Below are 21,210 nucleotides of genomic sequence, written 5' to 3' on the forward strand. Positions count from 1 at the left end.
CTGTAACGTCCTGCGCAGCTTATCAGGATATTTGCCCGGATATTTCTCCTGCAGATACTCAAGAACCGTTGCCGGCGAGATTTGCGGCCGGGATTCAAGTAAGGGAAGAATGTCGCTCAGCCAGACATCCTCCAGAGGATCCTGGCGGGTCCGCCAGTGTCGCTCCCCGAACGGTTGCCACTGTCCTTTTTCAATACGCCGGCCTGAACGGACCGAGATGCCCGCAGTAGCCGCAGCGGCTTCCTGGGTAAGACCTTTATTACGTTGAGTCATGTAAAAACTGACCTGCCTGATATTCAGCGCCACAACCTCTCCCGGGTGGGGAAAAAACGGGACGCTAAGGTTACAAACAGGCCAGAGTAATTGTCGCGAATCGGACGGGGTAATTGTCGCCTAATAGCTGAAATTCATGCTTGATACCAATATCTGTATTTTCACCATCAAAAATAAGCCTGAACACGTCAGAGAACGCTTCAACCTCAACACGTCCAGAATGTGTATCAGCTCCGTCACCCTGATGGAGCTGATTTATGGTGCTGAAAAAAGCCAGGCACCGGAACGTAATCTTGCCGTGGTGGAGGGGTTTGTATCCCGCCTGGAGGTCCTGGACTATGACACGCAGGCAGCGATACATAGCGGGCAAATCCGGGCCGAACTTGCCCGCAAGGGAACGCCTGTCGGACCTTACGACCAGATGATTGCCGGACATGCCCGTAGCCGCGGACTGGTAGTTGTCACAAATAACCTTCGCGAGTTTGAACGTATTCCGGGTATCCGAACAGAAGACTGGTGCTAGGCTGCGTCCCTTAATTTGTATTAGTCGCGACTTGATCTGACACTGGACCTTGAAAGGTTGAGAGTTACCGGTTTTGATATGGGTGTCTAATCCTTATACAAAACACGAGGTAACTCTCATGCTTCATACTAACAATCCCATCATCAAACACAAAGCCGGGCTGCTCAATCTCGCCGGGGAACTCGGTAACGTATCAAAAGCCTGTAAGATCATGGGCGTCTCACGTGGCACGTTTTATCGTTATCAGGAACTGGCTGCAGAAGGTGGTATCGATGCCCTGGTTAACCAGAACCGTCGGGTTCCCAACCTGAAGAACCGCGCCGATGAGGCCACGGAACGCGCTGTCGTTGATTACGCCATCGAGTTCCCGGCCCATGGACAGCACCGGACCAGTAATGAGCTGCGTAAAAAAGGCGTGTTTATCTCGGGCAGTGGCGTGCGCTCCATCTGGCAACGACACGACCTGGAGAACTTCCGTAAACGCCTGAAGGCGCTTGAGGAAAAGGTCGCCAGGGAAGGTATCGTGCTTACCGACGCTCAAATCGCAGCACTGGAGAAGAAGGCTCACGATGACGAGGCCTGCGGTGAAATCGAGACAGCACATCCGGGTTACCTGGGGTCGCAGGACACCTTCTGCGTGGGCAATCTGAAAGGTGTTGGCCGTATCTGCCAGCAGACGTTCGTGGATACATACTCGAAAAGTGGCGCACTGTAAGCTGTATACGAGTAAAACGCCGACCTGCTCAATGATCGTGTACTGCCGTTCTACGGGGCACAGGGACTGCCGATGCTGAGAATACTGACCGACAGGGGTACGGAGTACTGTGGCAGAGTGGAGCAGCATGATTATCAGCTGTATCTGGCCATCAACGACATCGACCATACGAAAACGAAGGCGATGTCTCCGCAGACTAACGGCATCTGCGAGCGCTTCCATAAAACCATTTTGCAGGATTTTTACCAGGTTACGTTCCGCAGGAAGTTATATGGAGACCTTGAAAGTCTGCAGGCAGATCTGGACAACTGGTTGTGGCATTACAATAATGGGTAATGCCTCCAATTGGTTGAACTTGCTGTATAATGCTCGCTTTTGAGGTTCTCTCATGGCCAGCGTTAATGTTCATTGTCCCCGTTGTCAGTCTGCTCTGGTTTACCGGCATGGGCAGAACCCTGAAGGCCGTGACAGATTTCGCTGCCGTGACTGCCACCGCGTGTTTCTGCTGACTTACCTCTATGAAGCCCGTAAACCCGGTGTCAAAGAGCTGATCACCGAAATGGCATTCAACGGTGCCGGTGTTCGCGATACCGCAAGAACGCTAAAAATCGGCATGAATACCGTCATTCGCACTTTAAAAAACTCTCGCCAAAGCGAATAACCTCCTCTCCGGTTGCTCATGCTGACGTGGCGCTTATCTGCGAGCTTGATGAGCAATGGGCCTTTATCGGCAGTAAAGCCCGGCAGCACTGGCTCTGGTATGCATACAATACCAAAACGGGCGGTGTTCTGGCTTATACGTTCGGGCCACGGACGGATGAAACCTGTCGTGAGCTGTTGGCGCTACTCACCCCTTTTAATATCGGAATGATAACCAGCGATGACTGGGGAAGTTATGCCAGAGAAGTACCGAAAGATAAGCATCTGACCGGTAAAATATTTACCCAACGTATTGAGCGTAATAACCTGACGCTCCGCACCCGCATTAAGCGGCTGGCTCGTAAAACGAGCGGCTTCTCGCGCTCAGCTGAGCTCCACGAAAAAGTCATCGGAGCCTTTATCGAAAAACACATGTTCTACTAATTGGAAGCATCACCCATAGTTTGTACATCCATTAAATTGAGAGAATATAATGCCAATCACTCCCGTTATACAACAACCAATATCTTCCCTCCCTGAAAAAGGAAGCCAGTCACTTAAAAATGAATTTATTGGTGTAGTTCATTACATACAGGATGCATTCCCCGGGAAAGTGTCACCATGTTATCTCCGGGGAGCTATGCAAGGTGAAGGGGTTATATCTTCCTATAACAGCAAAAAAGATGATAACTATCTTTATTCGTTAAATGCACAAACTTGTGTTATCGCAACTTTATACAATCATGATAACCGAACTGGCGCGGTTATTCATTTTGACCATAATATATCACATCTTATTGACGATGCTGTTAATACTACGATATCTGGGTCGTGACGCAGACTTAGTGGTAATGGTTAATTGTCAGGTACCATCCTATAATCTTATCGTGCACTTCTTCTGACTTTGAGAAGCAGATAGTCTTACGGGCTAACCGCTTGAGATGAGTTCGCAAATTAAGATTATGACGCTCTATCCGTTGGGTATACTTTTTGCTTATAACATGTAACATGGCTGGCTGAAGTGAGCAGTGTTCGGTATACCGGCCAGGCGTCAGTCATGCAGAAAGCGTTCTTAAACCGGCTCAACAGTACAAGAAGACGCTTTAAAGTCAGAGCATTGCGTGGACCGGGGACATGGGCAAGGACTCGCTTTCGGATGCGAGCGTAAGCATAAAACAACCATCGCTGATTACCTTTGCACCGGACATATGACCACTGCTCATCGGCTTCACAGCAGATAACCACCTCTGCGCCAGGCTCTGCGTTTTGCGCTACCTGATGCGGCGTAAGTTTTTTAGGTGACGCAGAACGGTATTGAGGCTTATCCGCAGAACCCGTGCTGTATCACGGCATCCGGAGCCGTTCATCGCCATATCAACGATGGCCTGATGGATTTCGGGTTTAGCACCGTTGTAGTGACAGCTGAGCTGGAAGGTCTTCAGGCAGTGTTTACAACGATAGAGCTGCGCCCCTGAGCCGGAGTGGCCGTTTCGGATAACCCCATGAATTTCAGAACAGCGGGGACAAACCACATCAATCTTTGCCATCAATCATCCATCCAAAAGGCAAAGGATACAACAACACTAAGTCTGCGTCACGACCCAAGCTTAATACGACACAACCTATTGGCGGTACCCGCGTACAGCCCACAGGATGATGTCGCGCTGAAAATGCCGGCCTTTGAATGGTGCTCCGTCAGCAAAAAGTGAGGATGAGTTTATCATCTACAGATTTTTGCAACAGTCCCTTAAATTAATGCGAAAAACGTTTTTTGATATCGGCATAGTCTGCAGTTGTGGTCAGCTGCGCTTCTGGCTGAGGCCCCCTTAACCCCGGACTGACTTATGCGAATAAACCCTGAACAAAGAAGCGCTGACCGCCTGATGGCGGTCGTTGCAGATACCCTATCTCCCCCTCGTACGCTCTTAGGCCGGATAACCTCTGTCTGTAACGTAATGACGACGCCCGGGGCCAGTAAACTGCAGGGGGATATACGCGACGGTATAAAGGACATCCGGCTCGGACAGCATCTCATTCAAATCCGTTCGCTGCCCCGGCCCGGGAACTATAGTGTCGAGGTCAGGAAGCCTGGCGTTAGCAACACTGTATACAGTAAAAAAATTTTGGACAAAGCCGAATTAACAGATCGGGCTGTGGAATTAAGAAAAAAAATAGCGAAGTCAAAACCATTTCATAAACCGTTACGCGGTGAGTTTTATGATGTTAACGGACGGGTCAATTTACAGGGCGCCTGCCTGCCGAGTATTGACCTGGCAGAGTCTGATCTTAAAGGTATAAATCTTCAAGATGCCCACCTGAGGGGAGCCAATCTGAGAGGTGCTAACCTGATTGGAGCAGACCTGAGCAGGGCAGACCTGATTAGTGCAGATCTGAGTGGGGCAGATCTGAGAGGAAGCAACCTGAAGGGGGCCAATCTGAATTCTGCCAACCTGGATGGTGTCAAGCTGGGTGGTGCCGACCTGAGGGGAACCAGCCTGTGTTATAGCAGCCTGAGAGGAATCAATCTGAGCGGGGTAGACCTGAGTGGTGTCAACCTGAGTGGTGTCAACCTGAGTGGTGCCAACCTGAGTGGTGCCAACCTGAGTGGTGCCGACCTGCATGGAGCCGACCTGTGTGGAGCCAATCTGTGTGGTGCCAGTCTGAGGAATGCAGACCTGCACAAGGCAGAGCTGGGTAATGCCAACCTGAGTGGTGCCAACCTGAGTGATGTCAATCTGCGTGGTGCCGACCTGAGGGGAACCAACCTGATGAATACAGACCTGAGGAAAGCAGACCTGCGCGAGGCAGATCTGGGTAGTGCCAAGCTGAGTGGTGCCAATCTGAGTGGTGCCAACCTGAGTAATGCAAAGCTGTGGGGAACCAACCTGAAAGGCGCTAACCTGGAGGGTACCGACCTGAGGTGGGCTGAGCTGAGTGGTGCCAGCCTGAGTGGTGCCAGTCTGAGGAATGCATCGCTGTGGGGAACCAACCTGATGAATACAGACCTGAGGAATACAGACCTGAAAGAGGTACTTCAGAAGAATCGCAACCTGAGTGGTGCCAACCTGAGTGGTGCCGACCTGCATGGAGCCGACCTGAGTGGAACCAACCTGAGTGGTGCCAACCTGCGTGGTGCCAACCTGAGTGGAGTCAACCTGAGTGAAGTCAACCTGAGGAATGCAGACCTGAGTGGTGCCAACCTGACGGGGACTAAGCTGAGGGGATACGGCGAGTCGTGGCTCCCCAGGGGGACTGAACGCTACCAGCCAGTCCTGAGCGGGGCCAACCTGAACGGGGCCAGCCTGGACTGGGAGCAGCTGCTCAGCATTGACCCGGACAGTTTTACCTGCGAAGGAGCGTTGCTGCATTTTCCTCAATGGGATAACGATAATTTAGACGTACATCTCAATCATATAAACAATACCGCTGACGGCAGCTGGCTGACCAGAATGGACCGCATTGCTGACCGGCACGCTGGTTTAAAACTACACATGGCCCGTGAACTGGTGAGGTCGCTGCGGGATGCGCGGGCCGACACGTCCGCAGTGGCTCTCCCGCTGATGGATGTTCTCTCAAAATCGCCCTATAACCAGGACGCAGAGATTAACGGATGGATGGATACGGTCTGCGAAAAATACCTGCAGCAATATAACAGACTGCCCCTCCCCGGGAATGAGGGCGTGCTCAATCAGTCCTTTAATCTGTTCGCTCAGAAGCCGGAAATGATGCTCACCCACAACGGGGCGTTTATTCAGGTTATTGCCCTTGGAATGTCGGCAAGCAGCAGCCCGGCGATGAAAGAAAAGGCCGCCAGTCTTTATACAAAATATTTAGAGCACGACCAGATAAAACCCTATTGCGGGACGTCATTTTTTGGCGATTTCAGCCAGAAGCCTGACTGGGAAGATGAGGATGCGGTTAATTATATTCTTGTCGCCTCCGGGCAGGGTGCACGCTCCGGGGCGTTCAGCACCATGTTACTGTCGCAGAATTCGCTGAAAAACATGCTGAGGCCGGGGCCGGACTCCGCGTGGGATAAATTTTATTTGTACCGGGGCCCGGAGCATTGCCTGACGCAGGACGAGTTTCCCGCACCCGGTGAGCTCTTTGCCAGAGACTTCCCGTTATTTCAGGACAGCTATCAGTACGCGCATAAAAAAGCCCGATTCGGCTTGTTACTTAAGGCACTGAACCTGGGGAGTCTGCATGAGGCGTTTGTCACGGCCACAGGTAAGCGAACCTCGGCGACAAAGCTGGTCGATACCGATTCCCAGCGTAGTCTGAGCGACATATTCACCCCCAAACTCAGGTTTGCGGCAGAAAGCGGTCGCTGTCGCCTGAGCGACGCGCACTATGATGAGGTCATCCGCACATACGGTTTAGGGGATGCCGGCGACAAAGACAAAAGCCGGACGCTGCTTTGCCTGGCCGCCGTGTTTACCAGATATTCCTCCAGTTACATTTTTGGTACACATGATGACTCGCCGCAGCTGCTGAGAAACTATGCGTATGCACTGATGGATAAAGCGCATTCGCTGGACGCGTCTCTGCTTACCCCGGAGGTGTTTAAAGACTGGGAAAAGCGGCTGCTGGGCCTGGACAGAGCGTTTGCCTGCAGCGAGGTGTTATCCCGGATGATGACTGGACATATCAACTCGCAGTTTCCTGAGGTGCTGGCGGATATTATGCCGCCGGCCTGGCGCTGATGCGTCAGACCGGAAGGAGCTGAAAAGGCTCCGTCGCATTAACGGCAGGGTTGACAGAATCCTGGATTGCTTGTTTTTTGATACGATCAAAAAGTAAAGCTGCTCTGCCGGGGGGCAGAACGTCCCCGCAGGGGGGCTGGTATTGCCCCTTTGCGCAGCATATGTATAAGTTCGATGCTGGCCAGCGGACTCTGCGCCCGGCGGAACGATTTAAGGCCGGGCATCGGCTTTATCCGGGGTCAGTCGCATTAAGGCGTCATCAGGTAACCAGACTTATTGCCAAATTCTACCAAGTTGCTGATCTTTGCAACAGTGCCCTTGATTTTCCATTCCACATAAATGCGTCTATGTCGAACAGGGTTATGTCTCATCTTGAGGAGCTGGCGCCGCGCGTGGAGCAGTACAGCATCGACGAGATGTTTCTGGACATTCGCGGCATAGACCGCTGCATTAATTTTGAGGACTTCGGCCGGCAGCTGCGCGAGAAAGTGCGCTCCGGTACCGGGCTGACAATCGGCGTCGGGATGGGGCCGACCAAAACGCTGGCTAAAAGCGCGCAATGGGCGTCTAAGGAATGGCGGCAGTTTGGTGGCGTACTTGCTCTGACTTCAGGCAATCCAAAGCGAACGGAGAAACTGCTCTCACTACAGCCGGTGGAAGAAATCTGGGGAGTAGGTCGCAGGATCTCAAAAACGCTTAATACGATGGGCATCACTACGGCACTGCAGCTGGCGCGCGCGAATCCTGTATTTATCAGGAAAAATTTCAGCGTTGTGCTGGAGAGAACCGTTCGGGAACTCAACGGAGAAAGCTGTATTTCGCTTGAAGAAGCGCCGCCGCCAAAACAGCAGATTGTCTGCAGCCGGTCCTTTGGGGAGCGTGTCACGACGTATGAAGCCATGCGCCAGGCAGTTTGTCAGTACGCTGAGCGTGCAGCTGAAAAGCTGCGCGGTGAGCGTCAGTTCTGCAGGCATATTGCCGTTTTTGTGAAGACGTCACCGTTCGCTGTGAACGAACCGTATTACGGGAATGTGGCCAGTGAAAAGCTGATGACTCCCACGCAGGATACCAGGGACATCATAGCCGCAGCGGTGAAAGCACTGGATCGGATCTGGGTGAATGGCCATCGGTATGCAAAAGCAGGTTGCATGCTCAATGATTTCACTCCTACCGGGGTTTCGCAGCTGAATCTGTTCGATGATACTCAGCCCCGAAGCAACAGTAATCAGCTAATGAAAGTCGTGGACGGTATTAACCATTCCGGTCTGGGGAAAGTGTGGTTTGCGGGACGAGGCATCGCACCTGAGTGGCAAATGAAACGAGAAATGCTTTCTCCTGCATATACGACCAGGTGGAACGAACTACCGATGGCCATCATAAGGTGATCGGACACTTAAAGATTTCGCATGCGAAATCTTATGAATTAATCACGCCTGTGCAGCTGTATGAGTGCCTGAGAGGGCCGATAGTGCTGCTTCGCCCACCGCCCGTAATTATTAACGGACTCATACTGACGTTCTGCAGCACCATCACGGTAATACAGTACCTGAATAATCCCATGCAACTGCAGATAGCTGGCTACCGTAGTTACATTATTGCGAACGAAGTGTGTGTGGCCCTGGAAGTTATCAAGATCAACTCCGTCCTGTCCGTCATCAAGCGCATCAAGAATAAAAGCTATCAACGCTGAAGCTATAGAACGACGGCCAGAACCTGCGATACAAGCATCAAGCTCCTGAAAGGTCATCTGGATTTCCTGTTATAACGGTAATGGGCGTCCTCTTCGATTGCAGCCACGAGCCATCCGGTAGCGGTTCGCCTGTCTATGTTCTCAGGCAAGGAAGCGACGAGCTGCTCAAGTGGAAGTGTACGATTAGATCTGAATATAAGCGCCGACATTCCACACCAGTCTTGGTTACTTTCTGGCTTCCAGCCGGCGCCGAGCATCAACGTTAATGCCGTCTGAGCCGCCCATAACGGAGTTTCTGCCGGGCTCAAGGACCATGTGGCTAACGCTGCTCCGGGTACAGGCCTGCTTCTTGTTACGTACCCAAGTTTGATAGCCGCTTCTGTTAGTGCGGCAGCAGCTTCGGATTGAGTTCCGGGATACTGAAGCGCCCAGAGGCGGACAATTTGGCCACGGAATTCCGTGGCCATTTCGGTGAATGGAGTAGATTTCATTACTGAGATCGCATCCCTTTAACACGGAGTTCAGATGCCTCAACTGAAATTTCACCAATTTCCAGTTTCACCCACACATATCCCTCTGCGTCTGGCGCGCGGTCAGTCATTATAGTCCCTTGCTGACCGTCTATGTCGACAACGACCTGCCAGTGTTTTACACCTGAATTGCTGTCTACAGGCCTGGCAGGTTTTTTGTTCTGAGCCTTAGATTTCGCATGCGAAATCTTATCTTTGCCTTTGTTCTTTACTTCATCAAGAACAGCTTTAACCTGCGCGCGTGAAATACCTGACTCCCTCGCAGCTGCGACGAGCTTCTCGGCTTCTTCGGGGGAGTTTTCATTCACCTGAATCAATGTGTATGCCAGATCGACATCGGATGTAACTTTATCCCGAAGAAGGGCAGTAACATTTTCTGGTGCATCAATGAGACGAAGGTGTTTACTCACAAACGAGGTAGGTTTGCCCATCGTTTTTGCGATCTGCTCACCTGTCATGTTGAACTGATGCTTGAGCTCATAAAACGATTTTGCAGTCGCTAAAGGTTTCAAACCAGACTGCTGCAGGTTTTCAATGAGCTGACCGATGATGCGTTCTTTTCTTTCCCTCGGTGGTTTACCAACATAAATATCAATATGGGTATCACCACGTTTTCGAGCAGTACGAACACGCGTTTCGCCTAACCATATCTGGTAGCCGCGCCTGTCACGAGGATAGCAACGAGGTGGAGTAAGCATCCCTATAGTTTCAAAGGTGTCCGACATACCCTCGATAACTTCTTCATCGAAGTCTTCTTCAGGTCGCACTTGTTCTTCAGCATATACAAGATTTATATCTACACGGATTATCTGCCCATCAGGTTCGATGTCCGGGCGTGCTATATCCGCCATAATCTGGTGCGCAGCTATATCATGGCTCTGCTCATCTGGCTGTTTGTTTACAATGACATGTTCGATATCAGGTACAGCAGTCGCATTTTTTTTCATTTCCTGCTGCGCCTGGAGACGTTTCATGAACGGTTTCTTAGCCATCACTTACCTCCAGCGAGCTTAATAATTTTCTGTGTAAGTTCTTTATACTGGATTGCAGGAAGACATTTAGGGTCATATTCATCAAAGGATAGACCAAGCTCGATTGCCTCTTTTGCAGCTGCAGGTACAAATGATATATAAGCGAGAATGTATTCTTCGGAGTACCCCTTACCCTGAAGGATCTCGATGAGGAGATTCAGGTTCAGTGTATCAATAGGCCCCAGATACCCTTCTTTGAGCGGCTTTTTATAATTTTTCACCTGCGTCTGGGTCACATACGTCCCCATAAACTGGAGAGAAGGGTTATAGTTCCGCTTAATTTTCTGCATATAGGCAAGCTGTTTACCTACTGCATTACGGGCCTGTTTCTCCAGCAGAGTAGGGATTAGAAGGTAATCAGCTGACATATGAGCTGCGATCATGACATTCGAATATGATGGTGCTGAATCGGCAATAATAAAATCAAACTGCTTCTTCAGTTCTTCAATACGGTCCCTGAAGTCGAACATGCAATCGCTGTTGCGATAGTTAATTTCATTTAGTTCACTGGTAGCACCAATAAAGAAGCGCCCGCCGGGAAGTTCAATGGGTCGAACCTCTGTATCCGGGAAGAAAAGCTGATATGTGTTCGACTCGCCAGGAGTAAAACTGTTACTTAAAGGTTCACGTTCAATTTCATAAGGTAAGTCATCGGGGAAAGCCCTCTCCGTCAGACCAGTTGTCCAGTCCATATCAATTTCAAGCACACGAAAGCCAGCACTACGAAGGTCATGTGCAATTTCACTGGATGACTGCGATTTAACGATTCCGCCCTTCTGGCTGCATACAACGATGAGTTTTCCGATGGGTCCAATTTTCAGGGTCATGGATCTGTCCTTAAGATTTCGCATGCGAAATGTTTGAGAAGGGGCGGCACGACTTGAGAGAGCATTTCAGTAATGTAATGAGATGATTACGGTATTTCATACACACTCCTATGAGTCAGGCGTTTCGCCAGATGCAGAAGCAGCTATCTGCCTCTGCGTTGATTGTCGTGCTTTCAGGACGACACAAACAGTATACAGAAAAACCATTAAGTATCAATAATGATACGCAATGGTTTTCGCATGCGAAATCACATATTGAGTATTTCTGGTGATCATATTTGATTTTGTTGACGCACAGCGCCTGTTCATAGCTTGCATCTGAGCAGGTGAAGGATTAGATATGCCCGACGGGCACGTCAGCCTAGCACATTGGGGTTTTCAGAAAGGTCATGCCAGTGGTCCTGATTAATAACCTCGAACTGCCACTACAATACCGCAGATGATGCAAAGGACAATTACCCAAAGAATGGCTGGCATTGGATTGCCATTTTTAGCTTCAGATGCCAAATACGCATTAAACTCTTTTTTACTTTGTCTTCGACCATGAGATGTAGAGAAATTGTGCTGCCTTAGCGGAACAGTACCAGACTCAACATATTCCTTAGCTGCCGCTAATGTGGGGACAGGTCCAAAATCATGAGCGCCATTAGCATCGACAATAAGCCACCCAGAGTTATTTTTTATAATGCAACGCCCATCATCTACTGCGTATCTTCCGGCCTGAATTCTGGTTACCTTAGCCAACGTTTGCTCCGTGTTGTCTTATGCCCAACGGGCTACTTTGTTCATCAGTAAAAGTTTACAGCTTTATCCCTGCGCCGCAATGGGTTGGACACTCAGCTAATTCTGTCCAGTGGCGCTGCACGATCTGTCCTGGTAGAATGAATTAATCAGCAACATGCGAGGTAATGATGAAGACGGGAACCGGAGTTAACACGGTACGTATCGGTGATGAGGTCAAGCACATTACCGAACTTGATGACACGACGCTCAGTTACGAGTGGTCAAAGCTTAAAACGGAGAATGCTGACCTTTACGGTTATAACCGGAAGGTTAATCAGGGCTGGCGCGGCTTTATTCTTCGTATGATAGGTGTACATTTGCCGGATAAAGAACGAGTTATGCTTGGCGGCATAAATGCCAGGAAAGATTCCGTCTATCCAGACTGAGGCTGCGCCAGCGGCCTTTTTTACGTCCTCGCTTTATTACCTCCTTACCTGGACGTACAGGTAATTCTGCCCAGCATTATGTTTGCCATCTTAATCCACTTGTTGCGGCCCTTCTGTAATGCACAAAAAATGCTATCCATATTGGACATTTCGGCACTATCGGAAAAAGTGTCCACAAAATATTTCAGGTGATCGTATTTTATTTTGTTGACAAGCAGCGCAAACCGTGAGTCTGTTCAGAACTCGTTTTTGAACAGGGGAGGGGTTGGACAAGCCCACCGGGCGCGTCAGGTTGTAACAATTGGGTATCCCCAAAAGATGCTAGCGACTTAGAATCTAAAACCCTGCTAAGATACCATTTAAATGTTACCCACAATTATGATACCACTTAAAAGCAACCACAGGCGATAAAATGTACATTTATGCGTATCTTCGCGCGTCAACAATTGAGCAGGATGCACTTCGAGCAAAAACCAGACTGAAGGAGTTTGCTGCTCATCATGGACAACGCATAGCTGGCTGGTATGTTGAAAACGCATCTGGAGCATCGCTCGACCGTCCGGAACTTAATCGGATGCTGTCTGATATGGAATCAGGTGATGTAATTCTGATTGAGCAGGTAGATCGTCTTTCACGTCTGAGTGATGCCGACTGGGATACACTTAAACGGCGGATAATTGAAAAAGAACTTTCGGTTATCAGTCTAGATCTCCCAACTAGCCATATAGCGCTTACCCATGCTGCTTCAGACAACTTTACACGCAGCATGCTCAGGGCTGTAAATGGGATGATGCTCGATATGCTTGCAGCTATAGCACGCAAAGACTATGAGGATCGTCGAAGGCGCCAGAAAGAGGGCATTGAAAAGGCCAGGCTTGAGGGTAAGTATGCAGGGAGACAGCCGGACATGGCCAAGCATGAACTTATAAGGACATTACGTTTATTGAACGGTAAATCATTAAATGAGACAGCGCGTCTTGCAGGCGTTTCCAAAATGACTGTTATTCGGGTTTGTAAAAACAGTCAGACTGGGCAGGCTACAATTTACGGTAATAAAGAATGAAATTTACAGAAAGTGATATCAAAAATATAAACCAGCTTTTTGAAGACCCACATAATGCAGGCTATGTTCTGAATTTCACAAACAAATCAATGCGCGAGTTTTTCGAATCTGAGCTGTCAATCGATATAGACAACGACATCTATCGGAAAGATGGCGACTCAAAAATGAAGCGGTTGCGTTGCCTTTTGAAGCAAGATGACAGGGAAACAGTTCTTAGAGTGGTCACTCGACTCTGGGAACACAGGAAAACAATGCCTGACAACGTGATCACTGCTCAGGATGATGCTGTCTACGGTAGATTGATATCCAAAATTCAGGGGGCAGACAGTCTTACAGCAGCCGGCAAGACACCCGCATTGATCGTCCCCACCGGCATCGATAATAATTATTTTCTTAAAGGCCTGGAAACCCTCCATAACCAACCGCCTCACCAACGGGGTCACAGCTTTGAATTATGGCTTAACGAACTATTTACCGCTTTCTATCTTTCCCCTAAAGGCGCATTCAGGTTGAAGGGCGAACAGATTGACGGCAGTTTTCTGTTAAATAATGAAACCTATCTTGTGGAAGCAAAGTGGCATAGCACTAAAACAGGAAACGCTGATCTCCATGCATTTCATGGCAAGCTGGATCAGAAAATTTCATGGGCTCGCGGCGTATTTATCAGTTGGGCTGGATTTACAAAAAGTGGTCTGGATGCATGGGGGAGGGGAAAGAAGGTCATCTGTGTCAGCGGTTATGATCTTGTTCTCATGTTAAAAAATAACATCAGTTTCAGAATGTTGATGGAAGAAAAAATCAGACGGGCAGCCGAAACTGGCAACTTATATGTAGCGGCTCGCGTTTGAAAACGCCCATGCTCGCGTTTATCGGCTTTTTTTGCTCACATTAACTGCAAATGAAAATCCCCGCGTGCTCACATTAACTGCCACTGTGCTCGCGTTTATCTTTTCATGCTCGCAATCATTTTTCCCGTGCTCACAATAACTGCAAATCAAAATTCACCTCCCGACGCCACCAACCGTCCTTTTTGGGTATACCACAACAAGACAAAACCATGAGACATTTCGGTGTCTCATGGTTTTTTGTATACCTCAGTATTAACCATACGCTCAGAAGCGGTACTGCAGACCCGCTGTTAGGCTATAATTTTTATTTTCTATACCTGCAGCATCGCCGCCCACATGGCTCGATTCGCCACTCACACGGTCAATTATCTGCGTACCCCCTTTACCCTGAGAGTATCGGCTCCAGGTAAACTCGGTGAATACTTTGGCGTTAGGGGTGACGTAATATCCTACATCCACCGAGGCCGAATAATAATTGGAGCCGCTGGTCTTTTCACGGAAGGTCAAATCACGCATATAGTGTTCATCGTTGTCTTTGGCTTCAACCCACGGGCTGAACTTCAACAATGCATTAAATTCAACATCCCGATACCGATAGCCGCCAGCCAGACCTAAGTACGGCATACTGAATTTTTGCTGGTAGCCAATGCCGCGTTCTCCGCGAGGAAAATTGCCGATATTACTGCCATTATCGTATTGGTAGTGGCCACCAAAAGCGGTCCAGCTAAAACGGGTCTGCTGGTAACCAACTACCGCACCTACTTTATAATCAGGGCGTTTTACCAGCCAGGCTTTGGCATTGACATCAAATTCATTAGCATGATTAAGGCGGGTGTTTGGGCTATTAGACCAATCTGTCCAATGCGCTTGCCCCGCATCCATCCAGTCATAATCATCCATTCCCGCTCCACTTGAAGCTAATGTGGTCCACCCTCTTGCATTCAGCGTCAACCAAAAAAGCGGATCCCAGGAAATATCACCTTTAATTATGGGTGTATTGTTAATCTTCCAGTTGAGCTCGCTGATCTTTCTGCCGGTATCTGCGTCATACACATACTCTTTGGATTCACCACCAAGCCAACCCAACGCGGTACTGACGGTAACGCTATCGGCGGCAAAATTTACGGCATAAGGTCCTTTCTCATTTTGAGCTAGAGTAATATTAGTTGCCGTCAAACCTAAAATACCCAACGTTATCATGTATTTATTCATTGTTAACCATTCCTTTGACAATAGATGAAGGTTTGATTTCAGGTCGGTCAGACCTGAAAGCAAGTAAGTTGCCTTCACCAGTGGCAGAGGCAACTTACTTGCCTATAAACCATCAAATTGGCAACCCGATGGCCAGCAGCCTGTCACGAAACTCTGACGATCGCACCGGGTCGAGCTGATTATTGAAAAAAGCCCGGATTTCCGCCGGCTTGGCGTCAAACAGTTCCACCATCTCTTTCAGACGATACCCATGACGCGTCAGGGTCGGCTCCAGGTCGTTCAGCTGCCTCGAGAGGACCGACTCAATCAGCGATGCTGTTATCGGCTTCTCTCCTGTCTGATAGCCGGCTTCCATGGCCAGCGTCAGATGCAGCTGGATCTGCAACGGCGTGCGCAGTTTCTCAGCCAGCAGTTCGATAGCGTCGGTCGTCAGGATATCTTCCGGTTTGCACTGCTCCGCGCAGGCACTGAGCAGCCAGTGAATATATTCCCGTTGGCTGCCGGTGATACCGTCCAGGGTAAAGATATCGGTACGGTAACCAATTTCCTCCATGGTCGGGCGGCGCAGGTCGTTACGCAACTTGGGGTGACCTGCCAGCACGACTGACAATCGTCCCCCACCATCCTCCACGGTTTCCATCAGCCGCTTGAGCCCGATAAGCGTATGACCGTTCAGGTCGTGCGCTTCATCGACAAACAGCGCCACCGGGCGTTTGCCCTTCTTTACCAGTTTCTGCAGTTCCCGCTCACGCCGTTCACCCTGCTTGGGGATCTGGACCATCTTGTCCTGCGTCAGATCGTAAAAGAGAGCGTTAATCAACGTGGCCAGCTTGATGTTTTGCTTTTCTACCGACAGCGACCTGGCCACGATGACTTTCTTTTCCTCTCTGAGGAGTTGCTGCAGTCGGCGAAGCGTGACGGTTTTGCCGCTGCCTACCACGCCGCAGACGGCAACCAGACGACCTTCATCGATGGCCCCCCTGATATCCTTGATAAGTTGCCTGTGGTGGGCAGTTTCATAGTATCCGGCCTGTGCAACAGGCTGAGTCAGCCCATAATGCTCCATTACCTCAACCCGCATGGTCTGCTCCTGATAATCGGTTGCGGAAGTGTTCCCTGATCCGGGCAAGTACCTCGCGGCGGATCAGCGTTTGCGCCAGAACGCCATCGATAAATGCCCGGTTGTCGTCCGAGAGTTTGGCCAGTGGCGTTGCCAGGTCATCGGCAATGGCCAGTTTCGCGGCGATAACCGTCGGAAAGACGTATTCAGACTCCGTGATATCAAACGGCTGATGCTTTAAATCGTCGCCGGATTGGGGATTGTTGACCAGTTGAAGATCACTGCCGGACAGCGCGCTGATGGGGACATTCAGCTGGACGGCCAGGGAATGGATCCGATCCGACCGCTCGGCCGTTTTCCCTCGCCGAAATGTCCGATACCGGTGCAGGGGAACCGGTCCCGAAACGGGAAAATAGGGCCCCCATGTTTCATGGTCGAACTCCACGAACATCTCGTCGTCAAACAGGCCCCACTGCAGAATAACGGTTTCGCCTGCCATATCCGGTTCGACTTCATAGACGGTGCCGTCGACCGTCACGCGAGCATCACTTCCTACTTTACGAGACTCCGGTTCACGGGCAAAGCGGCGGTACTGCTCCCAGGTACACATGTCCCGCACTCCCTCTGGCGGTAAATTCGCCACCCAATCTTCAATGCGGGAGTGCTTCTCGCTGCGGTGGCGCTGGTTGTTGTACTGCGTCAGGTAACGCCAGAGCCATTCGTTGGCCTGGTGCTCTGTCTCCGGCTTATGGAAGTGGTAAAGGGTTTCATGCGCTTCCTTGACGGTCCGGAATGGGCGCTCAACCTTGCCCTTGGCACGAGCCGTGGTGCGGGTGCCGTCTTTGCCGGCAGGGAGATGCGTCTGCCAGTCAATATGCAATTCCCGCATCACGTTACTGAATACCCGGCTTTTGGCAACGGGGCCGTTGTCGAGATACAGCATCTTGGGGCGTCCCTGGAGATGGGGTTCAGGAATTGAGGGTTTGGGTGCCATGGCATTAAACAGAAAACGCAATGCCGATTCGGCGTCTTCACCGTAAACGCACCGATATTCCTGATAGGTGATGCCACTACGATCGTCCACGACGCTGAATATCGTTAACGTCGGTTCGCCTCTGGCGGGATCAACCCATTCAGGCCGCTCGATATGTTTGAGATCGGACGGGGACATATCGAACTGCCAGCAGTCATTGCTGTATTCCGCCTGAAACCTGACGGCTGGCGGTTCCCGTAATAAACGGGACTGGTCGAGGCGAAACCGGGAAATATAACGGTCCACTGTCTGGCGACTTAGCAATCCTGGCGGCGCTTTGATCAGTCCCTGACCAACCTCGACCCCATGTTCTTCAAGTAATTGTATCGCCCTGGACGTCGACAGGTGACGACCGGATTTGTTGGTGGTACGCAGTTTCAGGGCTGCGATAATCTCGCAATACAGCTCCAGCTCCGAGGTGGACAACACCCTAGATTTGCCGTAATCGCGGCGGTGGGCGGCATGCGGTTTCAGGTCACGCCGGAGAGCCCGGTAGACCGAGGTGGCAGAAACGCCGTACAGGTCGGCGACAGACGCAATCTGAGAGGCCCGTTCAGGGCTTTTAGGGGGCAGACGATCAAGCCGCTGCCGCAATTGCAGCAACGAATCCGCAGGGATAACCTTACGCCGGCTGTCCATAAGCATCCAGAGCCCGGTAGACCGATGCCCTGCCAATCCCAAGTTTGCGGGCGATGGCGGTTGCTCCCATTTTTTCGTCCACATAGAGGCGATGCACTTCGGCCGGATCGATAGAAGGTTTGCGGCCGCGGTAGACACCGCGTGCTTTCGCCGCCGCAATCCCCTCCAACTGACGTTCACGGCGCAGATTGGTTTCAAATTCGGCAAAAACACCCAGCATATCGAGGAAGGCTTTGCCAGCGGCGGTACGCGTATCGACAGGTTGTTCCGTCGCCTTGAGGGTAACGCCTTTCAGATTCAGAGCAAAAACAATGTCCTGGAGGTCTTTGATGCTACGGGCGAGGCGATCGATCCGCGTGACGGTAAGGGTGTCGCCAGGTCTCAGGAAGTCCAGCAACAGCTGCAATTCGGAACGTCCCTTTCGGCTGGCGCCGCTGGCTTTTTCTGCGCGAATAATTTCGCAGCCGGCATCACGCAGGCTTTGTGTCTGCAGGGCCAGATCCTGATCGTTGGTTGAAACGCGGGCGTACCCATACATAACGGCCATATTTGCTTGAAATGTCTCATTTGCCTCTAGATGGACAAAAACTAGCACGAGGACACATTAAAAACAACCCTAATGAGACATGAAAAGCGTCTCACCGAATTGTTTCGTTTTGGTATACCCAAAAAGGACGGTTGGTGGCGTCGGGAGGTGAATTTTGATTTGCAGTTATTGTGAGCACGGGAAAAATGATTGCGAGCATGAAAAGATAAACGCGAGCACAGTGGCAGTTAATGTGAGCACGCGGGGATTTTCATTTGCAGTTAATGTGAGCAAAAAAGCCGATAAACGCGAGCATGGGCGTTTTCAAACGCGAGCCGCTACACTTATATATCAAGATAGACGAAATTTATCCAAACATAAGCAAATGATGCTTCCTGTCCTGTCTACAATCAGCGTAACTGGTGGGATTACAGCTCCACACCTTGCAGCATTAGCACTTCAGCTTGAGCGGATAAAAACTATGGTAGAATTCAAAAAAAATAGCTGGGGATGACAGTGGCTAAGTACCATATTGAATCTGTGCAGGAATGGGCGCCGTTTACTCACAACGGCCAGAGTTACTCTTTGTCACATTTGAATGCACATGAGATTACCTACAAAGGTAAGACGCAAGATTTTAAGTTTGTCGTAACTTATGGCATGCACTGCTTCACTAAAGACGGTACGCCTTACAACATCCCCTTTAAATATCAAGATGCGAGAGAGTCGATCTCCGTTTGTCTTGAACGGTATGAAGCATCAAAGCAACTGCAACACATTCTGCCCAACCTTCCATCGTTGATGCTCTATCAGACCACTGAAGAAAAGTATTTCACGCTTCAGATGATGAATAGTGCTACGAACCAGCTTGAGCCATACAAGATCTGCGTTGCATTCTTCAAAGAGAACCGTTTGATGCGTATACACGTTCTTTCGGCATTTTTTGCTCGTACTGGACCTGGTGCACCGGGCGAGCCTATCCCGCAAAAGCCAGTTAGCTTATTTAAGGTTGCTGTGGATACGGCAAAAAAGCCAAGAAACAGTGGACGACCGAAGGAAGTTAACAACAGGTGAGAAAGTGGCGGCCCCCTTTCGGGGGCCTCAGCCATTTAGTTTGATTAGATAATCAAGACTAAACAGGGCAGGTCGCATTTGCTTCGAACTGGTCGAACCGTTTCCGGCTGCGGGATGCGATTCATTGCTGAACCCCTGTAACCATCCGTTATTAGTATTCTATTATCTGACGTAGATAAGTCAAGTAATGTAGTTCTTACTGCCGCAAGGACTTTCTGAAGAAGATAGTACATCTTGTCGGAAGTTAGGAGTAATTACTTGAGTAAGAAGATGTAGTTCTATCAGGTACGCACAGTGCACACAAAGAAACAAGTTATGCGCTGTGAAGATGTTCAAGATAGACGAGCAAGATTAGCTTAAAAAAACAGCCTTAGCGTAAAATAATTATCGATATCCAGGCTGCCCCCTTAAGAGTTGCATTCACGCGACCCGTTCTTTGCTGGTCAACCAGCGCTGATGGTCACCAGTTTCCAGTGATCGTCATTACTGACGGCCTCCCAGCCACAGCTTTTCAGCAGCGCATTAAGCCCCTCGGCGCGCCCGCCAATTCTCGCAGGCACAGGTAGCACCTGCGTCCCGTCATCATTAAAACCGATATCCAGCGCGCTTTTCAGCAGACAGATACTGTTCACCGATGCCGATGGCAGAATCTTATTTCGACCGCTCCACTCACTGTCGCTGAGGACGTGATACCCCCAGTCGTACTGCTTCGCCAGCTCCAGTGCGTAGGTCAGGCGAAAAAGGTCGTTCTGCTCAGACAGTTCGCCGGTGCAGCTACGCCAGAGATAATCCAGCTTATGGCGCAGCCGCGCACGAACGCCGAGCGTACGGCCCTGGTTGAGGATCCAGTCAACATCGGTGGCCACGTCACGTGAAAAACGGCGCTGTTTTTTCACCTGCGCAAACCACCGGGTGATAAACAGGTTTTCCTGCGACTCAGACTCAACCAGGCCATCTTCCCTGGCTGTCAGCAGGGCGATAAGAGCACACCATGCCAGGTGACCCGTTTTTTCCATATTTCTCATATCATCACCAGCCCGGGGGCTGTCCTTCAGCAATGATGTTTATCATCCAGTTCCATCAGTCGGCTGTTCATCTTGTCGGGATGTTCCCGATATACCTCGCCCCTGACCGGTGCCAGCTGTAGCGTCAGATGCCGGGCAACGCTATCGTCCTCACTGTCCGGCGCACCAATCAGCCAGACCGGGTAGGGGGCATACCTGACGTCATTCCGGAGACGTTCACCCAGAGAGAGCATATCAGCCTCAGACGCGCACTCCGGGGCAAAAACCAGCCGGGCAGTAATTCGCCCGCAGCGGGAGCAGGGGAACATGGTGTTCTCAAGGAGCTTCGTGCCGGGAATGGGAGCCGGTGGTGAGGGAATGGTACCATCAGGTTGCCTGCCGGCATGCTCAATCAACGCATCAGCCATCTGTTGAGCAACCAGCGCCACAATATCTTTGTTCAGTTCCACAGGGTCTTTAACGTACGGGCGCAGCTGCGTGTCGCCGGATGGGGTTTCGGTGACAACCACACCACCCACCTCATTGTTACAATAACAAATAACGTATGTGTTTCCCCGGCGGCGAACCTGAACGTTCGGGGGCAGTCGCAATTTTTGCTGTTCTGGCGATGGTGCCATCCGACTTCCC

20 protein-coding genes and 2 pseudogenes are annotated in these 21,210 nt (G+C 50.4%); 10 read left to right on the forward strand and 12 right to left on the reverse strand.

Annotated elements, in window-relative coordinates:
* Positions 1-306: helix-turn-helix domain-containing protein (locus tag BTJ39_RS21585; RefSeq protein WP_139356346.1), on the reverse strand; the 306-nt coding region annotated here is incomplete at its 3' end.
* Between the two features lie 103 nt (positions 307-409).
* On the opposite strand from BTJ39_RS21585, the gene vapC reads away from it, so the two are divergent.
* From vapC to BTJ39_RS21600, 3 genes and pseudogenes are all read left to right on the forward strand, one after another.
* Positions 410-796 (forward strand): type II toxin-antitoxin system tRNA(fMet)-specific endonuclease VapC, encoded by a 387-nt coding sequence (gene vapC / locus BTJ39_RS21590; RefSeq protein ID WP_078004785.1) that lies wholly within the window; start codon positions 410-412, stop codon positions 794-796.
* Positions 797-914: 118 nt separating this feature from the next.
* Positions 915-1,841: pseudogene (locus tag BTJ39_RS21595) on the forward strand (IS481 family transposase); the annotation flags it as partial.
* 58 nt (positions 1,842-1,899) lie between these two features.
* A protein-coding gene (locus tag BTJ39_RS21600; RefSeq protein WP_096777772.1) for an IS1 family transposase occupies positions 1,900-2,594 on the forward strand; the annotation gives its coding sequence in 2 pieces (ribosomal slippage) (positions 1,900-2,146 and positions 2,146-2,594; 696 coding nt in all).
* A gap of 398 nt (positions 2,595-2,992) precedes the next feature.
* On the opposite strand, the pseudogene BTJ39_RS21605 reads toward BTJ39_RS21600, so the two are convergent.
* Positions 2,993-3,697: pseudogene (locus BTJ39_RS21605) on the reverse strand (IS1 family transposase).
* A gap of 408 nt (positions 3,698-4,105) precedes the next feature.
* Here BTJ39_RS21605 and BTJ39_RS25025 point away from each other — a divergent pair.
* Positions 4,106-6,856, forward strand: a complete 2,751-nt coding sequence (locus BTJ39_RS25025; protein ID WP_196239597.1) for a pentapeptide repeat-containing protein — start codon at positions 4,106-4,108, stop codon at positions 6,854-6,856.
* 161 nt (positions 6,857-7,017) lie between these two features.
* Positions 7,018-8,241 carry a translesion error-prone DNA polymerase V subunit UmuC gene (gene umuC / locus BTJ39_RS21615; protein WP_422386060.1) on the forward strand — a complete coding sequence of 408 codons (1,224 nt, stop codon included), beginning with the start codon at positions 7,018-7,020 and terminating at the stop codon, positions 8,239-8,241.
* 38 nt (positions 8,242-8,279) lie between these two features.
* Here the strand turns inward: umuC and BTJ39_RS24950 are convergent, their stop codons facing one another.
* The 4 genes from BTJ39_RS24950 to BTJ39_RS21645 form a co-directional block, all read right to left on the reverse strand.
* A complete protein-coding gene (locus BTJ39_RS24950; RefSeq protein WP_016247544.1) occupies positions 8,280-8,603 on the reverse strand; it encodes a hypothetical protein in 324 nt (107 codons plus the stop codon).
* A 433-nt stretch (positions 8,604-9,036) separates the two neighbouring features.
* Positions 9,037-10,068, reverse strand: coding sequence for a ParB/RepB/Spo0J family partition protein (locus BTJ39_RS21630; RefSeq protein ID WP_078004787.1), 1,032 nt, complete (start codon positions 10,066-10,068; stop codon positions 9,037-9,039).
* Complete coding sequence (locus BTJ39_RS21635) at positions 10,068-10,934, reverse strand: ParA family protein (protein WP_078004788.1); 867 nt, start codon at positions 10,932-10,934, stop codon at positions 10,068-10,070. Before BTJ39_RS21635 ends, BTJ39_RS21630 begins: the two co-directional genes overlap by 1 nt.
* Before the next feature lie 405 nt (positions 10,935-11,339).
* Positions 11,340-11,678 (reverse strand): hypothetical protein, encoded by a 339-nt coding sequence (locus tag BTJ39_RS21645; RefSeq protein WP_072201940.1) that lies wholly within the window; start codon positions 11,676-11,678, stop codon positions 11,340-11,342.
* A gap of 167 nt (positions 11,679-11,845) precedes the next feature.
* Between BTJ39_RS21645 and BTJ39_RS21650 the strand changes: the two genes are divergently transcribed.
* The 3 genes from BTJ39_RS21650 (at position 11,846) to BTJ39_RS21660 (ending at position 14,014) form a co-directional block, all read left to right on the forward strand.
* Positions 11,846-12,103, forward strand: a complete 258-nt coding sequence (locus BTJ39_RS21650; protein WP_078004802.1) for a hypothetical protein — start codon at positions 11,846-11,848, stop codon at positions 12,101-12,103.
* A 412-nt stretch (positions 12,104-12,515) separates the two neighbouring features.
* Positions 12,516-13,166 carry a recombinase family protein gene (locus BTJ39_RS21655; RefSeq protein WP_032635036.1) on the forward strand — a complete coding sequence of 217 codons (651 nt, stop codon included), beginning with the start codon at positions 12,516-12,518 and terminating at the stop codon, positions 13,164-13,166.
* Positions 13,163-14,014, forward strand: coding sequence for a restriction endonuclease (locus BTJ39_RS21660; protein ID WP_078004789.1), 852 nt, complete (start codon positions 13,163-13,165; stop codon positions 14,012-14,014). The genes BTJ39_RS21655 and BTJ39_RS21660 overlap by 4 nt, the downstream gene beginning before the upstream one ends.
* A 264-nt stretch (positions 14,015-14,278) precedes the next feature.
* Here the strand turns inward: BTJ39_RS21660 and BTJ39_RS21665 are convergent, their stop codons facing one another.
* The 4 genes from BTJ39_RS21665 to BTJ39_RS21680 all read right to left on the reverse strand — a co-directional run bounded on the left by BTJ39_RS21665 (position 14,279) and on the right by BTJ39_RS21680 (position 18,496).
* On the reverse strand, positions 14,279-15,226 hold the full coding sequence (locus BTJ39_RS21665; RefSeq protein ID WP_078004790.1) for an omptin family outer membrane protease: 948 nt from the start codon (positions 15,224-15,226) through the stop codon (positions 14,279-14,281).
* A 112-nt stretch (positions 15,227-15,338) separates the two neighbouring features.
* A complete protein-coding gene (locus BTJ39_RS21670) occupies positions 15,339-16,307 on the reverse strand; it encodes an ExeA family protein (RefSeq protein WP_078004791.1) in 969 nt (322 codons plus the stop codon).
* Positions 16,297-17,958, reverse strand: coding sequence for a DDE-type integrase/transposase/recombinase (locus BTJ39_RS21675; RefSeq protein WP_078004792.1), 1,662 nt, complete (start codon positions 17,956-17,958; stop codon positions 16,297-16,299). The genes BTJ39_RS21670 and BTJ39_RS21675 overlap by 11 nt, the downstream gene beginning before the upstream one ends.
* Positions 17,942-18,496, reverse strand: coding sequence for a recombinase family protein (locus tag BTJ39_RS21680; protein ID WP_176110399.1), 555 nt, complete (start codon positions 18,494-18,496; stop codon positions 17,942-17,944). The genes BTJ39_RS21675 and BTJ39_RS21680 overlap by 17 nt, the downstream gene beginning before the upstream one ends.
* 163 nt (positions 18,497-18,659) lie before the next feature.
* Between BTJ39_RS21680 and BTJ39_RS24955 the strand changes: the two genes are divergently transcribed.
* Positions 18,660-18,998, forward strand: coding sequence for a hypothetical protein (locus BTJ39_RS24955; RefSeq protein ID WP_078004794.1), 339 nt, complete (start codon positions 18,660-18,662; stop codon positions 18,996-18,998).
* 2 nt (positions 18,999-19,000) lie between these two features.
* Positions 19,001-19,558 carry a hypothetical protein gene (locus tag BTJ39_RS21690; RefSeq protein WP_032635034.1) on the forward strand — a complete coding sequence of 186 codons (558 nt, stop codon included), beginning with the start codon at positions 19,001-19,003 and terminating at the stop codon, positions 19,556-19,558.
* Positions 19,559-20,001: 443 nt separating this feature from the next.
* Here BTJ39_RS21690 and BTJ39_RS21695 read toward each other — a convergent pair whose 3' ends face one another.
* On the reverse strand, positions 20,002-20,583 hold the full coding sequence (locus BTJ39_RS21695; protein ID WP_045265539.1) for a DUF2913 family protein: 582 nt from the start codon (positions 20,581-20,583) through the stop codon (positions 20,002-20,004).
* A gap of 26 nt (positions 20,584-20,609) precedes the next feature.
* A complete protein-coding gene (locus tag BTJ39_RS21700) occupies positions 20,610-21,200 on the reverse strand; it encodes a hypothetical protein (RefSeq protein WP_225368962.1) in 591 nt (196 codons plus the stop codon).
* Positions 21,201-21,210 lie beyond the last annotated feature (10 nt).

The sequence above is a fragment of the Izhakiella australiensis genome, assembly GCF_002006995.1.
Classification (GTDB): domain Bacteria; phylum Pseudomonadota; class Gammaproteobacteria; order Enterobacterales; family Enterobacteriaceae; genus Izhakiella; species Izhakiella australiensis.